The organism is Pedobacter aquatilis (genome assembly GCF_030409415.1).
Classification (GTDB): domain Bacteria; phylum Bacteroidota; class Bacteroidia; order Sphingobacteriales; family Sphingobacteriaceae; genus Pedobacter; species Pedobacter aquatilis.
Genome location: NZ_JAUFPW010000026.1, coordinates 37,064 through 53,488 on the forward strand (window position 1 = coordinate 37,064; position 16,425 = coordinate 53,488).

At 35.3% G+C, this 16,425-nt stretch carries 10 protein-coding genes; 1 reads left to right on the plus strand and 9 read right to left on the minus strand.

What is annotated here, in order from left to right:
• Nucleotides 1-46 precede the first annotated feature (46 nt).
• The 6 genes from QWY86_RS10585 to surE form a co-directional block, all read right to left on the minus strand.
• Nucleotides 47-1,687 (minus strand): RagB/SusD family nutrient uptake outer membrane protein, encoded by a 1,641-nt coding sequence (locus QWY86_RS10585; protein WP_290241810.1) that lies wholly within the window; start codon nucleotides 1,685-1,687, stop codon nucleotides 47-49.
• 11 nt (nucleotides 1,688-1,698) lie between these two features.
• Nucleotides 1,699-4,722 (minus strand): SusC/RagA family TonB-linked outer membrane protein, encoded by a 3,024-nt coding sequence (locus tag QWY86_RS10590; RefSeq protein WP_290241811.1) that lies wholly within the window; start codon nucleotides 4,720-4,722, stop codon nucleotides 1,699-1,701.
• 376 nt (nucleotides 4,723-5,098) lie between these two features.
• The gene (locus tag QWY86_RS10595) at nucleotides 5,099-6,103 is read right to left on the minus strand and encodes a LacI family DNA-binding transcriptional regulator (RefSeq protein ID WP_290241814.1); all 1,005 of its coding nucleotides are present in this window, start codon (nucleotides 6,101-6,103) and stop codon (nucleotides 5,099-5,101) included.
• 118 nt (nucleotides 6,104-6,221) lie between these two features.
• Nucleotides 6,222-7,325: a lipid-A-disaccharide synthase gene (lpxB, locus tag QWY86_RS10600; protein WP_290241816.1), complete on the minus strand. Its 1,104-nt coding sequence runs from the start codon at nucleotides 7,323-7,325 to the stop codon at nucleotides 6,222-6,224.
• Between the two features lie 401 nt (nucleotides 7,326-7,726).
• On the minus strand, nucleotides 7,727-7,999 hold the full coding sequence (locus QWY86_RS10605; protein WP_290241818.1) for a stationary phase survival protein SurE: 273 nt from the start codon (nucleotides 7,997-7,999) through the stop codon (nucleotides 7,727-7,729).
• Nucleotide 8,000: 1 nt separating this feature from the next.
• Nucleotides 8,001-8,846 carry a 5'/3'-nucleotidase SurE gene (gene surE / locus QWY86_RS10610; RefSeq protein ID WP_290241820.1) on the minus strand — a complete coding sequence of 282 codons (846 nt, stop codon included), beginning with the start codon at nucleotides 8,844-8,846 and terminating at the stop codon, nucleotides 8,001-8,003.
• A gap of 222 nt (nucleotides 8,847-9,068) precedes the next feature.
• Here surE and QWY86_RS10615 point away from each other — a divergent pair, with 222 nt between their 5' ends.
• Nucleotides 9,069-11,999, plus strand: a complete 2,931-nt coding sequence (locus QWY86_RS10615; RefSeq protein WP_290241822.1) for a M16 family metallopeptidase — start codon at nucleotides 9,069-9,071, stop codon at nucleotides 11,997-11,999.
• A 289-nt stretch (nucleotides 12,000-12,288) separates the two neighbouring features.
• Here QWY86_RS10615 and QWY86_RS10620 read toward each other — a convergent pair whose 3' ends face one another.
• Genes QWY86_RS10620 through QWY86_RS10630 form a run of 3 tightly spaced genes read right to left on the minus strand, consistent with a single transcriptional unit; the run spans nucleotide 12,289 to nucleotide 16,350 of the window.
• A complete protein-coding gene (locus tag QWY86_RS10620) occupies nucleotides 12,289-14,004 on the minus strand; it encodes a hypothetical protein (protein ID WP_290241824.1) in 1,716 nt (571 codons plus the stop codon).
• A gap of 16 nt (nucleotides 14,005-14,020) precedes the next feature.
• Nucleotides 14,021-15,304 (minus strand): MFS transporter, encoded by a 1,284-nt coding sequence (locus QWY86_RS10625; RefSeq protein WP_290241827.1) that lies wholly within the window; start codon nucleotides 15,302-15,304, stop codon nucleotides 14,021-14,023.
• On the minus strand, nucleotides 15,289-16,350 hold the full coding sequence (locus QWY86_RS10630; protein ID WP_290241828.1) for a glycoside hydrolase family 130 protein: 1,062 nt from the start codon (nucleotides 16,348-16,350) through the stop codon (nucleotides 15,289-15,291). Before QWY86_RS10630 ends, QWY86_RS10625 begins: the two co-directional genes overlap by 16 nt.
• Between the last annotated feature and the right edge of the window lie 75 nt (nucleotides 16,351-16,425).

The window sequence follows — 16,425 nt, forward strand, 5'->3', positions numbered from 1 at the left end:
AAAAAAAGGTGCTCGATTATGAGCACCTTTTTGTATTGATAGTTAATTAATAACCAGGGTTTTGAGTTAAATTTGTATTCAAATCTCTTTGTCTTTGAGGAATTGGATACAAAGCTTTAGTAGCTGCGGTTGGTGTATGATCCCACCAAGTATTGGTGGTAAATTTACCAAAACGGATTAAATCATCTCTTCTCATTCCTTCGAAGATAAATTCTCTACCTCTTTCTGCTAAAAGCTCATCCATCGTTAAGGTTGCTGGAGTGTAAGCTCTTGTTGCCCAATCAGCAGCAGAATAAGCACGTTTTTTACAATCGTTAATTAACTGAACTGCTTCTGCATTTGCAACACCACCATTTTTACGCATAATAGCTTCTGCCTTAGCAAAATAAATCATAGTTAAACGATAGATATTCCAGTCGCCATTGTTATAGTTAGGATCAATTGCAGGAGTTCCACCCGGACCAGCAAATTGATTTCCTAATTTGTATTTATTGAAACGAACACCAGAATTTTCTTCACCCTCACTCATATTACTTACAGTAGAGTTCGTTTTATTTTTACGAATATTATCTACAAAAACCAATTGAGAACCATTATATTCTTCTGAAGCTAAAACTGGTTGAGTCGGTGCCACAAATTGGAACATCGGACCTTCTAATAACCACCCACGCTTTCTTAAATCCGCATCTTCATAGGTTGTGAACACACCAGGAATAAGAACGATACCATCATTACCATTTCTACCACCACCATAAATTTGTTGTTGCTTAAAGTGATAAAATTCTCCTGGCCATGAAGGTTGGAAGTTAGCTATACTAAAGTTATAAGCAATAGAGAAAATAGCTTCTTTTGATAAATCATTAGTAGTTTTGAATTGATCGGTAATGTTTGGATCTAAAGCCATTGTGCCATTTTGAGCACCACCATCACCTGCAATTAATTTATTTGCAGCAGCAATACAATCATCCCAACGAGCTGTTCCAGTCCAAACTTCTGCATTTAAATACAATTCAACTAACATTGCATAACCAGCAGCCTGAGAAATACGTCCTAACTGAGCACGAGATAATTTTGGTGCTTTATCAATGTTTGCTTTAATTTCAGCCTCGATAAAATTAAATACATCTTTACGAGATTTGGTTTCTGGTTTTGCAGGAATACCAACTTGCGTTACAATTGGAATATTTCCAAACAAATCCATCAATTTTAAATAGTGGAAAGCCCTAAGCAATTTCAATTCCGCAATAAATGCATCCTTCTCAACTTGAGTAATACCCATTGCTGCGATATCACGTTTCTCAATGTTTTCGATTGGGTCATTACATAAACCCATACCCCAAAACATTAAAGACCACGCATTGTTAATACCACTTTCATCAGTAGTCCAGGTATGGTAATGTAATCTTTTCCATTTACCACCATCTTCACCATGACGGCCTTTTGTTGGCCATGCAAGCTGATCACCTGAAAGCTCTGCCAAACGCCACCATCCATCTTGACCTGAAGGTGTTACCCAAGCATTTGCATGAGTATATGGTCTTAATACTGCCGATAAAACCTCAGTTTTGTTATTGTAAAAGTTATCAGTTAGAAGTTCATTATAAGCATTTTCATCTAACTTAGTACAAGCATTTGTAAGGCATAAAACTCCTGCAAGTACGCTGTATATTATTGATTTATTTTTCATTTTTTTAATCTTTAAAATCCAACATTTAGTCCGAACAAGAATGAACGTGTACTTGGGTATGCACCACTGTTATCAACACTTGGGCCTAAACCTGTATCATTAATAAAGTCTGGATCACTACCTGTATAACCAGTTATTGTTGCTAAGTTTTGTCCGGTTGCATAAATACGCATGTTTCTGATAAGCTTAGTTTTAAATTTAAAGTTATAACCTAAAGTTACCTCATCAATTTTAACATAACTACCTCTCTCCAAATAATAGTCAGAATACATATAAGTATCATTAATTTGGCTATACTTATCAAAAGTGCTGGTTAATAAATTACCAGACCAAGTTTTGTTAGCATAAGATAATGCATTTCTGTTCAAGATATCGTAATCAAATTTACCTCTTAAGAACACGCGTAAATCGAATTGTTTATAAGTGAAATTATTGGCTAATGATGCATAATATTTTGGAATTGCATTACCAATCATTTGTAAATCTGTTACGTTTTTATCTCTGGAGTTGTTAATCTGAGCATTTGGTACTGCTTGTCCGTTTCTGTTGTAAAATAACCATTTACCATCAGATGTAAAGCCAGCGAATTTTTTACCCCAGAACTCTCCTAAACGACCACCTTCATAAGTTACAATTGCATCTCCTAAAGCTCCTGCACCACCTATACCTCCGAAAGTTTTAAATAAGATTTTATATTCATCATTTGAATAAGCATCCAATTTATTACCTATGTGACTTGCTGTAACGTCAATGTTCCAGTTAAAATCTTTTTTAGCAACTGCAGCATAACTGAAAGCAACCTCAATACCTTGAGATGATAATGTACCAACATTTGTATAGATACCACTTTGTACAAATGGAGGTTGTGGAGAGGTATAAGTATCTAATAAATCTTTAGTGGTACGTTTGAATAAATCGATTTGACCTGTTAAACGGTTTTTCAATAAGCTAAAATCAATACCAATGTTAGTCTCTATTTTAGTTTCCCATTTCAAGTTTGGATTTGGATTACGATTTGGACCATAAGTTTCTAAGTATTGACCATCTGGATATAGATAACGGCCACCACCGCCTAAAGTTACTCTTGATGCGTTGTTAGAGAAACCACTATTACCAGTTTCGCCATAACCTACTCTTAACTTAACATTATTAACCCATGTTACATTTTTCATGAAGTTTTCTTGAGAAACGTTCCAGGCTCCAGAAACTGCCGGGAAATTACCCCACTTGTTGTTATCTCCGAAACGAGATGAACCTTCTCTTCTCAATGTTGCATTAAAAATATATTTACCATCAAATACATAATTTAAACGACCGAAAAAGGCAATTAAAGTGTTATCACTTTTACCACTACCCATTCCTGCTTTACCAACACCTAATGCAGCACCTTGTCCTAAGTTATCTTCGTGAAATAAATCATTAATGAAACCTCTGTTATTAGCAGATAAGTTTTCACTCATACCATAACGGTAACTGTAACCTAACAAGGCATTAATACTATGTTTTGATGCAATTACTTTATTGTATGATAATGTTGGCTCAAATGCCCAGTTCTGATTTAAGAAATCAGATTTACCTGCATAACCACCACTTGGAAAATCTGTGTTTTCAACAGAGTTCTCACTTGTTTTTGCACGATATCCTCCATCAAACCCATTATCTCTTTGAACTGATCCAAATACTGAGGCTTTTAATCCATCGATGATATCTAAATCAACTTTAACATCTGCTGATGTAGTTTGTTGCTTACGATATGCAGTCTCTTGAAATAAACGAGCATATTCATTAATACTCGTTAAATCGAAACGATAGCTTCCATCAGGATTAAAGTTTGATAAGGTAGGGTTTTTAGTTTGTTCACTTTCCCAACCACCACCGCCTAATAGGTTAGCTTTATTAAAGTTTGTAACCAAATTTGCCTGAATTCTTAATTTATCATTTAAGCCTGTTTGGTTGATGTTAAATCTTAAAGAATACTCTTCTCTGCTATTTTGCTTCGCAATACCTTGCAAATCGCGGTAGTTAAAACTTGCTCTATAACTAGTTTTATCTGTACCGCCGCTCATATTAAAGTTATGGTTATTAGAAACGTTATTTTTGTTAACCAATTCGTCAACAAAGTTAGTTTCGCTACCAAAATTTTGTTGTTTAATTTCTCCAGATGCAACTTTTGCTTTGTATTCTGCAGGTGTTAAAAACTCTAAAAATGGATTGTAAACCTCATGTCTAACATAAGCGTTGTAATTAAACTGCGGTGCACCAGATTTACCTTTTTTAGTGGTAATTAGAATTACACCGGCGTTAGCTGTAGAACCATAAATTGCAGCAGCAGAACCATCTTTTAATACATCAATAGATTCGATATCGTCTTGTTGTAATAAATCCGGGTTACCACCAGGTATTCCATCAATTACAAATAACGGCGAAGCGCTACCTGTTACCGATACTACACCACGCAATTGAACACTAACACCACTATTCGGGTTAGAACCACTTGTACGGGTAATATTTAAACCAGCAACTTTACCTTGGATTAAATCTAAAGCGTTTCTAGAACCACTTTGTCTGAAATCTTCTGATGTAATGTGGGTAATTGCAGAAGAAACTTCTTTTTGAGGTAAAGTACCGTAACCAATACCAACTACAGTTACATCTTCCAATGTATCTGCTGCAGGCACTAATCTTACACTAACAGTTGTTGCAGAACCTACTGTAATGTTTTGAGTATCGTAACCGATATAAGTAATGCGAATTACCTGACCAGTTGATGCTTCGATAGAAAACTTACCGTTAGCATCTGTAACGGTTGTTTTTCCTGATGTTTGGTTTCTTACACCTACACCTGGTACCGGCTGACCCTTATCGTCTAGAACCGTTCCGGTGATAACACCTTGCTTCAGAATTGGGTTACTGAGCATGTTCGCATTCATGAATTCTCTCGCACCTCCCCACTCCGAATTCATTGAAAACGCAGGACCATTAAGCAATATAATTGCTGCAGATAGCCCCGTAATTTTGAGTAAATTAATTTTCATTAGCGGTTTTGTTAAATTTTAAATTGATTAGTTATATTATTTTTCTGATGTAATTACTTATCTGTAGTAAAGGTTATATAAAGCTGCACAAAAGAGGTTAATCGTTTAACTGATTATTGCTGTTTATTTAATAAATATTTTTAAAAAAATAGAGCGTTATTAGTAATGCCTATGGAAACTTGTATCAGCAGAAAAAACTGCTAATCCATTGAAATAGAGCGAATTTGACATACAGTTAGGGTTCTGTGAAAGTCTCATAAATACATTTGGTTATAGTAAATCGTTTTACTACATCAATAGTAGAAAAATTTTTCTACATAATAAAACGATTTACCTGTAAAATAGATGTTACATTAAAACAAATTTACGGTTGTTCTTAATTTCTTATAATAAGCTTTGCTGGAATAATAACATGTTCGTTTGGAAGTTTGTTCCGAGATGATAATTGACTTAAAATTAATTTAATTACAGTTTCAGCAATTTCTTCTAAAGGTTGCTGTACTGTAGAAATACCAGGTGTATGCAATTCAAAAGCCTCATGATCATCATAAGCGATTACAGATAAATCATTCCCGATTTTTCTGTTTAGCTGCTTTAAGGCTTTTAACCCACTTATAGCTAAATAATTTGTTGCAAAAAGAACTGCATCAACATTTTTTGATTGAAGTAGATTCTTAATCTCTCCTATCGTAGATTCTTCATCCTGATTAAAGTGAATTTTTACAACTAAATCATCATTATACTTTAATCCAAAATCTTCAAGGGCTTTTTTATAGCCTTCGCAACGTTCGGTTATCTGTTGCACATCTATATCTGTGGTAACCAAAGCAATGTTCTTTCTGCCTTCCTGAATAAAATTTTCTATAGATTGATAAGAAGCAGTGAAATGGTTTGCACCAACATAATTAGTTACCAAATCGGGCAAATTTCTATCAAATAGTATAACAGGCTTGTTTTCATTTAATAATAGTTGAATATCTTCTTCAAGACCTTTTATTGGTGAAATAATATATGCATCAACCTTTCTTGATTTGAACATATTTATCAATTCCTGAGCTTTTTCTATACTATTCTCCGTACTAGAGTAGATAATTTTGTAACCTCGTTTGTAAGCTTTATCTTCAATAAGCCTTGCAATTCTAGCAAAAAAAGAGTTTGAAATATCTTCTACAATCAAGCCAATAATGTTGGAGTTACCAGTTCTTAAGCTTCTGGCAATCTGGTTTGGCTTATAACCACTTTCTTCTATAATCTTTTCTACCTTCTCAATTACAGCCTCGCTAATTGATTTCTCTTTTGCCTTTCCGTTAATAATAAACGAAACAGTAGTTATAGACACATTGGCTTTAACAGCGATATCTTTTATAGAGAGGGCTTTCATTGGCGAATAATAGTTTTATTGGTGGTTGGTCAAAACTAAATAAAAAACCCGAATTATACTAAATCGATAAAATAGATACTAAAACGCCTAAACATTAGAAAAATACTGCTGATTATTTTTATGCTTTCGAATATTCGATAATCAGAGCGGCCGTTTTTTCTGATGCGCCAGGCGTTCCCATCAAACCCAATAAAGCATCGTAGTTATTTAACATTTCTTTTCTTCCATTACCAGAAATTATCAAGCTCAATTCCTCATTAACTTTTTGGGTGTTACAATCTTCCTGAATAAGTTCCGTTACTATCTTCTTGTCTACAATTAGATTTACCAATGAGATAAATTTAATTTTCACCAACATACGGGCAATAGCAATAGAGATTGTACCACCTTTGTAAACAACCACTTGCGGCACTTTAAACAAAGCCGTTTCTAATGTTGCCGTACCCGATGCTACAATTGCAGCATGTGCATTATGCAGCAAATTATAAGTATTATTAAAAATTAACTTTACTTTTTTCGGTCCAATAAACTGAGCATAATAATCCTCGGTAAAAGTTGGAGCCGCAGCAATAACAAATGTGTAATCAGGATAGTTTTCAGTTATGCTTAACATTACCTGCAACAAACGTTCAATTTCTTGCTTCCTACTTCCCGGCAATAGGGCAATTATTTTATCGCCTAAATTGTGTTCTTCTTTAAAATTTGGATTAGGTACAAATTGGGCTTTTTCATCCAAAAGCGGATTACCCACATAATCTACCTTCATGCCCCAATCTTTATAAAAATCCACTTCAAATGGCAAAATGCAAAACATATGGTCTACATCTCGCTTAATTTTTAATACCCTTTTCTGGTTCCAGGCCCAAATTTTTGGAGAAATATAATAGCACACCTTAATGCCTAGCTTTTTTGCTAACTCAGCAATTTTAAGGTTAAAACCGGGGAAATCGATCAAGATCAAGACATCGGGTTTCCAAGTGGCAATATCATTTTTACAAGCTTTTAAATTCTTAAAAATTGTACGCAGGTTAAGCAAAACTTCCGTAAAGCCCATAAAAGCCATATCTGAATAATGTTTTACCAGTTCGCCACCTTCAGCCTGCATTTTATCGCCACCAAAATACCTGAAAACCGCCTCTTTATCCTCAGCTTTCAAGGCCTTCATTAAATTGGCTCCATGTAAATCACCCGATGCTTCGCCTGCAACTAAATAGTATTTCATTTATATTAAATTCTGCTGTTATATTTTTTAAAGCTCTTATTTCTTTTGAAAATGACTGCTTTGGTAACAATGGCTTCTGTACGCCCGCTATCAATTATAGTCCCGAAGAAACATGTAAGCATAGCATTTACAATGTAAATATTGTATTTCAATCGGGAGCTATTTAGCGCTATCGGGTTTACTTTTGAAAATTTTTACCCGGGTAGCACATCTGCATTTCTTTCGCCACCAAAAGCAAGCCTTATTTTTTAAACCCGATTGCAGCGGAAATACTTTTTGTTTCACTGACAGATTGAAGGCAGTAACGAAAACAAAAAGATTGAAGCGCAAAGCGGGACTGAAGCCTGCCAAAACTTACTGCCTTAAATTTTCAAAAAACAATTCTGCACAATATAATTTTATTAAAAAACCTTGTAGGCAAAAAATATAAATGCGCATAAAAAAGTGGCTGCCAATATTCCACGACCAATATTTTCTTTATTGTATTTAAAAAAGTATTGCATAAAATAAGCATTAACCGCAATTGCGCCAATGTATAACAAATCTGCTTTTGAAAGGTAAACCACGTGACTTATAATATACCAAGCAAGGGCAGAAAGTACCGTCGGAATGAACAAACCAATGCCCAGACCAATCCACACAGAATTATTTAAATTTCTAATTCTATCGTTCATGCTAACCAAGATTTAAACCATCAGGAGCTGAAACTTTGCTCTGCTTTGCATCACTTTTCGCTTGCTTTTCTGAGTTGAAATTCCAACTGTTTAAGGTTTGTATGGCATGGTGTGCCGTTAAATCGAACTGTACGGGCACAACCGATACATAGCCATGTTCCAAAGCCCAAACATCAGTATCTTCGCCTTTATCAAAGTTTTCGAAAACGCCGGTTAACCAATAATATGGTCTGTTATATGGATCTTTTCGCTCATCAAACTCTTCCATCCATTTTGCATTTGCCTGACGGCAAACTTTAATTCCTTTCAAAGCATCGCCCTTGGGGAAATTAACATTAAGCAAAGTACCTTCTGGTAAACCGTTAGCTAAAACCTGCTCGCAAATATCTTTAATGTATTTTTTGGTGAAACTGAAATCAGCATCTGCAGCAAAATCATCTAAAGAAAAACCAATTGAAGGAATTTTTTCGATAGCGCCTTCTACCGCAGCTGACATTGTACCTGAATAAAGTACATTAATGGAATTGTTTAAACCGTGGTTAATTCCCGACACGCATAAATCTGGCTTCTTTCCTTTAAAGATTTTGTTAACACCAAGTTTAACACAATCTACAGGTGTGCCGCTGCATTTGTACATTTCTACTCCTGGGTATAAATCTACCTTATCGAAGCGTATTGGTTTACCGATTGTAATGGCATGACCCATCCCGCTTTGCGGACTATCTGGTGCCACGACTACAACGTTTCCGATTTCCTGCATAACTTCCATCAGGTTCTTAATGCCTGTAGCCGTAATACCATCATCGTTTACAACTAAAATATTGGGTTTAGCGTTTTGCTTTGTCATGCGGTAAAAATACAGAATATAATTTTAAGCTATTGTAAACCCAATTTATTATCTCGAAACTTTAATTACTGGTTTTTTAGTTATTAGCAGGAAAACATTTCATTCAGTGATAGAAACCATTTATATTTGGTAATTAACTTATTAACCTGCGATTTGAGATTTAATGGCACATCAGCCTATGATAAATTTTAAAAATCGTTATCATAAACCAAAATCAAATAAATGAAATTTAAACTATTTACGCTTGCTTGTTTTCTGGTAACAGGTTCGTTTGTAAAAGCGCAAACTTACCAATGGAAAACAGCAACGGCTGGCGGTTACACGTATAAATATGTAACCAACGACCCATCGAATTCGAGATTTTACACCTTAAAGAATGGCTTAACAGTAATTTTATCGCCAAACAACAAAGAGCCAAATGTACAATGGCGCATGAGCGTTAGAGCTGGTAGCAACACCGACCCTAAAAATGCAACAGGTTTGGCGCACTATCTTGAGCACCTTTTGTTTAAAGGAACGGATAAATTCGGAACAAATAACTGGGCCAAAGAAAAACCATTGTTAGACAAAATTGACGCTCTTTACGAGAAATACAATAAGACTACAGACCCTGCTCAACGTAAAGAAATTTACAAAGAAATTGATAAAACTTCTGGCGAAGCTTCTAACTTTTCTATTGCCAACGAGTACGATAAAATGATGTCGGGCATTGGAGGCAACTCCTCAAATGCGCACACCTGGTACGAAGAAACGGTTTACAATGAAGATTTTCCATCAAACGCAACTGATAAGTTTTTAGCAATTCAGAGCGAACGTTTCCGTAAACCAATCTTCCGTATTTTCCATACAGAACTTGAGGCTGTTTACGAAGAAAAAAACCGTGGTTTAGATAGCGATCCTAATAAACTTGATGAAGCGATGATGGAATTACTTTTTCCAACGCACAATTACGGACAGCAAACTACAATTGGTACAATCGAACATCTGAAAAACCCATCGTTGGTAGAAATCAGAAATTATTATAATAAATATTACGTACCAAATAATATGGCTGCTGTTTTCACCGGAGATTTTAATCCTGATGAAATGATTAAGAAAGTGGATAAAGCGTTTAGCTACATGGTTTCAAAACCGGTTACACTTTACAATCCTGCTCCAGAGAAACCATTAACTAAAATTCAAAAAGTTGATGTTTATGGTCCGAGTGCCGAAATGGTAGAAATTTATTACCGTGGTTATGCAGAAAACACGCAAAACAGTTTAATGCTTAATTTGATAAAGAGCATTCTATTTAATGGCAAAGCTGGTTTAATTGACATAAATTTAAACAAACAGCAGAAAACGCAACGTTCTAGCGCAAGTTATCAGCAAATGAAAGACTATGGTGTGTTTAATCTATCAGCACAGCCACGTCAAGGTCAGAGTTTAGAGCAAGCATCTAAGTTATTATTAGAACAAATTGAATTATTAAAACAAGGTAAGTTTGATGATGATTTAATTAAAGCAATTGTTGCCAATCAAAAATTCAGTTTCTTACAGGCTTTTGATAGCAATAACAGCAGAGCCGAATACCTTTCTAACGAGTTCATTTTAAACAGAGGTACAAAATGGGATAAAAGCTTAGGTGATATTGAAGAAACAGCTAAAATTACCAAAGCTCAGGTTGTTGCTTTTGCAAACACTTATTTTAAAGATAATTATGTAATTGGCTTTAAACATAAAGGTGAAGATAAAAACACCATTAAAGTAGAAAAACCAACAATTACACCAATCAATGCAAATGGTAATTTAACTTCTCCGTTTGTGAAAAGTGTTATCGATGCGCCGGTTAAACCTTTAGAGCCAAAATTCTTAGATTATAAAAAAGACATTACAACTGGAAAAGTAGGCATTGCTGAAGTACTAACAACCAAAAACAAAGACAATTCTATTTTCAGAATGACTTACAGATTTAACCATGGCACAAACAATTATAAGTTGTTGCCTTATGCTGCAAGTTACTTACCATTTTTAGGAACTGATAAATATACCGCTGAAGAAATTAGCAAGGCATTTTATAACATCGCTTGTTCTTACAGTTTAAATGTTGGTACAGAAACCACCACCATTAACATTAGCGGTTTACAGGAGAATTTCAGCAAAGCTGTAAATCTTGTAGAGCACATTTTGGCTAACGTTAAACCTGATGAAAAAGCATTGGCCGATTTGAAAAATACTATTTTAAAAAGCCGCGAAAACAATAAATTAAACAAAGGCCAGATTATGGTTGGTTTAACTTCGTACGCACAATATGGAAGTGTAAACCCATACAATAATGTTCTTTCTAATGAGGATGTTAAAAACATGAAGGCTGAAGATTTAATTTATCTCTTGAAAAACTTAACCAACTACGAGCACGTAATTACTTATTTCGGACCAAAAGATGTTGAGGCTTTTTCTGCAGATATTAAAAAGGAACACGCTCTAGCTAAAGAATTTACACCGGCTGCACCAGCAAAAGTTTACAATTATACCGTTCAGGATAGCAATAAAGTTTATTTTGCTAACTACGATATGGTGCAATCAGAAATTCGTTGGTTAAGAAATACAGGTTTATACAATAAAACGGACCGTCCGAACATCGAAGTATTTAACAACTATTTTGGAGGCGGAATGGGTTCAATTGTTTTCCAAACCATCAGAGAATCTAAAGCTTTGGCTTATTCTACTTATGCACTTTATCAAATGCCAGATAAAGCCGACAGACAATACAGCATGATTGCCTATGTTGGTAGTCAGGCAGATAAAATGACTGATGCTGTTAACGGAATGAATGAATTATTAAATGTGTTACCACAAAGTGATAAATCATTTGAAGGTGCAAAATCGAACGTTTTATCTTCTTTAGAAACGAATAGAGTTACAAAAGATGGTATTTTCACGTACTATTTCGCAGATAAAAAATTAGGCTATGATTACGATTCGAGAATTGATTTGTACAGAGGTTTAAAACCAATTACGTTTGGCGATATTAAAGGTTTTCACGACCAAAAAATCGCAAACAAGCCTTACAGCTATTTAATCGTAGCATCTGATAAAAAAGTAAAATTAGAGGATATGCAGAAATTTGGTAATGTTACCACATTAACATTAGAACAGATTTTTGGGTATTAGATTGATGTTTTAATGTTCAAAAGTTGAAAGGTTTGAATGTTGAAATCGCATAAAAAAAGCGTTCCGGTTAATTTCGGAACGCTTTTTTTTTGCTTAAAATTTCGAGTTTGTCAATTATTAATGATTTGGAAATTGGCGTTTAGCATTTCATCGTTAACACCAGTCCCGCCATTCGCTATAGCCCTTGTAATCCCGAAATAAATTCGGGACGGGCTGCCGCTGCTGTCGGGTTTAGAAACAAAAATCCGCCCTGCGAAAACAAAAACCCAAAGAATTACATGATTTTAAACTATTTCTTTTGATAATCGATTACGATACCGTTAGCCAATAGTTTAGAATTTAAATTGCTTAGTTTACTACCTGCAGGTATTTCTACAATTAAAACAGAATTTGATTTACCGACAATCACCTTAGTAACTGCTGATGCATTTTTAGCAATAACTTTCTGCGCTACGGCATCATATAAATCTACTTTCTTTTTAGTTTTAACCTTGTAATTAATTGTTTTAGGTAGGTTATAAGGATTGTATATTAAATAAGTTGGATAAGCTTTTTCTTTATAAAAATCAGTTGCTAAAACATCAAGTTTTAATATACCTTCGATATTGGTTTTTTCTACAATTGCGCCAAAGATGCCAACATGCCCACTTCCGTAAACACTAAATTGCGAAACATCCGGATTTTTGCCCGGCACCCATTTTGGGCCATCTCCCTGTGCAACCGGGCTTTTTTTATCCACATATAGAGTATCGAATGTAGAGGTTTTTGCAAAACCCTCGTAAGCAATTACACCTTTCGTAACCGATTCAAATTGTGGTATGGTTTGTCTATCAGCAGGCATATATTGCGGGTAAAAAAAGCGAGAAGCATTTACCGCATTCAGCATCCATTTACCAATTGCATTTGCATAAGCCGGGTTATAACGAACCGTTGGAACCAATGGCCATGCCGCATCAAAAGTGTTCATTAAAAAGCCATAACCGCCGTGGTCTACCGTACTACCAACTACGCCAGAAATATCATAACCATTCCATTTCCCGGTTAAAACACCCCAACCTTCACGGCAAACGGCAGTACCGTCGAATGTCCAGCCCATAAGTTTATGAACATCGAAATCTGTTCCCTGTTCTGCATTCATTCTTGCAGCCAAATAAGCGCCAAATGGCATCAGCAATTCGTATGTTGGATTGATTTTGTTACTTTCCAAAGCATTCATGGCACTTATTGCACCTTTTAAATAGCGTTTATCGCCAAATTTTTTATAAGCAGAATATAACACCCAGGCATGTCCGGCAGCCGCATCTGGCTGTGCACAAATTTGGTTTGTCATGGGTTTCATTTGTGCATAATCGAAATATGAATAGTTGTAGTTTCCGTTCAAAATCGAATCGGCTTTAAAAAATTTTTCAGCTATACTTTTAGCAATCCAATCAAAATCTTTTTCTTCAGGATATTGCTCGCAAATTGCATAAAAGAGTACATTAGGATATACATCGTACCACCAATCTCTGCCATAACCACCACCCAAAAGTGCAACCTCCGGAGCCGTATTATTCATCATAATATTCCATTTGGTATCGCGGTTGAAATAGTTTTTCAGCATAGCAACATAATTCATACTTTTCTGGTTTCGCTTATCGATGCCAATTAAACTTGCCCCCATTACTGCGCCCATATTCGCCAATGCTTCATGAAACATACCCTTATTATGCTGCTTTCCCTGACGAACATCACCCACTGCTGTATAAATGCCTAATGCAGGTTGATTAAAATTTTTATTGGTACTATCTATCCAAACCATAGGCCAGTGTTCTCCCTTAGCATTAAAGTCGTAAATGGTTTTGTCGAAATTCTGAGCCATTAACTTCCAATCAATAATTTTCAAAGGTTGGGGAACATCTGCCATTTCATCAACTCTGTTTAGAGATAATTGTTTAACTTGAGCTATAGCTAAGTTAGAACCTGACAATAGTAATAATGCTATTAGTAATTTTGTAATCCTCATAATTGATTAGAATATGCTAGTTGGTTATTGGAGCAATAAGACTTGGAGCCTCCTCACTCAGAATTGGTGCGTTATCTACACTTTCGATTTTGCCCTGCTTTATAATATCTTTTGCAACCCAAAATGAAGCAAGTTGCAAAATAGCAACAATTACAATGGCGTAACGTAAGGCAATTTCTACGGAAAATGAATAAGCCAAAACTAAAAATGTTCCGGCACCAACTAAACGACCAATATACAAACCCGCTTCATGATTTAGAATGTAAGCAAATTCACTACGTTTCTCTTTTTTGGTTAAAATATCAATAACACTGTACTGTATAGGATAATACGCAATATCTAATAAAGGCTTTGCCAGCAACAATAGCAACATAAAGATAATTACGCCTGTACTGTTGTACAAAATTCCATTAATTACTGCCGCTATCGCAAACAATAATAAACCTGCACCGAACACATAAACTCTATGTTTTGGTGATGTTTTACGTCCGATGATGTACATAACAAATGCGGCGATAATTGCACCAACAGATTGTGCAGTACCAAGCGCTCCCTCCTTGCCTACCAATAACATAATTAACATTGCAGGAGCTGTTACTAAAAACCCTTGTACTAATCCTTTTAAACTTGCCAATCTCAATAATTTATACCAGTAAGGATCGAACTTAAAATAGACAAACTTTTTTTCTGTAGGATTGGTAAAGTTGCCTCTAAAACACATGATGGAGGCTAAAATGGTTATAAATACCACAAATCCAGTAACTATACGATAGGCTAACTGAGCATTGCCACTTATTGCAGATTGATATTCTATAAATGCACCAATTGAGAATGGAATAATGATAGCAATTATGGTATAAAAAAACGTTTCCAAACCATAGTAGTAATTTCTATTGTCATCATTTGTCATAGCCAGGGCTAAAAAATCTCTATTTGCCCAATAAAATCCGAACGACATTCCCATAATTAAACCAGCGATGCCGATACCAACTGTATCTAATGTAGTTAAAGACATCATTACCATCATCGAAATACCGCTCAACATCATCCCTAAAGAATAAAGGGTTTTGATAGAAAAAGTACGCAACAGGTAACCATTAATAAGAAATGTGATTGGAATGCCGGTATAAATGGTTAATTGATACACCACCACCTTTACTGGGTCGTTAGAGCTACGCATAACGTAGGCTGCTACAAAAATATCTATAACAGGAAGTACAATGCTATAAATTAAATTAGTAAGGGTTAACACCTTAAAATTATAGGATTGGCTTTTAAAATGAGCTATTTCTGATCGCATGGCTTTAATTGAGCTAAAATATTTTGGATTGAAAATTTGGCTGCACAAACAAATTCATCGGCTGCGCCGTAATAAATTGTAAGTTCATCGCCAGTAATAATGTGTCCGTTTGTAAAAACCACATGACCAAAGAAACCGCTTAATTCGTACGGTGTTTGTGGCTGCATAATTGGCCCATCTGTTTGGGCAAGAACATTAGTTGGATCATTCAAATCCATTAAAAAAGCGCCTAAGCAGTATTGATGATTTTCATTTGCACCATGGTAAATTTCTAACCAACCCTTTTCGGTTTTAATTGGCGCTGCACCTGCCCCAACTCTTTTACTATCCCATTTACCTTTGCGGGTTTTTATTAGGCATTTGTTATGCCCCCAATGTATGCCATCTGGCGATTGAGCAATCCAAATGTAATTCCCTCCCAAATCAACACTGCTGGGGCGATGCAAGGCGTAAAACTTTCCATTAATTTTTTCTTCAAAAACTGCACAATCTTTATTGTGCGGAGGAATAACCATTCCGTGTTTTTCGAAAGTTTTCCAATCTTTTGTGGTGCGCATACCAACGCCAACGCCGTGACTGGAAACTGCTGTAAATGTGAGGTAATATGTATCTTCAATTAGTGCAACACGGCAATCTTCAATCCCAAAAGTTTCATCTTCACCTTCGCCTTGTAATAAAGGATACCCTTCTGGTTGATAGAAATTAATGCCATCATCACTACAAACTAACCTTAAATGCGAAAGTGTGGTTAAATAATCAGCACCTTTGTATGTTATAACTCTGGGGTCTGTTGCAATTAATTCTGGATCATTTTCTTTTATTTTGATGATTTCTATCCCATTGCCATTCAATACCGGAAACGAAATTATACCGTCCTCTTGTTTTGGGCGTTCTGCCACTCTAACCAACAACCAGGTTTTACCTTGAAAAGTAAATACACCCGGATTTAACAAACAGGCAATTTCTAAACCTTCGATACTTGGTTTTAAATCTTTGGGAGAGAGAATTGGATTTTGAGAAAAACGATTAGCAATATCTGTTGACATATTTTTAAAAATATTTATCAATACCACACAAAAGATGGTGTTGTTTTTTTATAGAAATGAATTTTGAAATAGGAG

Excerpts from the sequence above, each read along its gene's own strand:
- QWY86_RS10585 (WP_290241810.1), bottom strand. The coding sequence starts at position 1,687 with ATGAAAAATAAATCAATAATATACAGCGTACTTGCAGGAGTTTTATGC.
- QWY86_RS10590 (WP_290241811.1), bottom strand. The coding sequence starts at position 4,722 with ATGAAAATTAATTTACTCAAAATTACGGGGCTATCTGCAGCAATTATA.
- QWY86_RS10595 (WP_290241814.1), bottom strand. The coding sequence starts at position 6,103 with ATGAAAGCCCTCTCTATAAAAGATATCGCTGTTAAAGCCAATGTGTCT.
- lpxB (WP_290241816.1), bottom strand. The coding sequence starts at position 7,325 with ATGAAATACTATTTAGTTGCAGGCGAAGCATCGGGTGATTTACATGGA.
- QWY86_RS10605 (WP_290241818.1), bottom strand. The coding sequence starts at position 7,999 with ATGAACGATAGAATTAGAAATTTAAATAATTCTGTGTGGATTGGTCTG.
- surE (WP_290241820.1), bottom strand. The coding sequence starts at position 8,846 with ATGACAAAGCAAAACGCTAAACCCAATATTTTAGTTGTAAACGATGAT.
- QWY86_RS10615 (WP_290241822.1), top strand. The coding sequence starts at position 9,069 with ATGAAATTTAAACTATTTACGCTTGCTTGTTTTCTGGTAACAGGTTCG.
- QWY86_RS10620 (WP_290241824.1), bottom strand. The coding sequence starts at position 14,004 with ATGAGGATTACAAAATTACTAATAGCATTATTACTATTGTCAGGTTCT.
- QWY86_RS10625 (WP_290241827.1), bottom strand. The coding sequence starts at position 15,304 with ATGCGATCAGAAATAGCTCATTTTAAAAGCCAATCCTATAATTTTAAG.
- QWY86_RS10630 (WP_290241828.1), bottom strand. The coding sequence starts at position 16,350 with ATGTCAACAGATATTGCTAATCGTTTTTCTCAAAATCCAATTCTCTCT.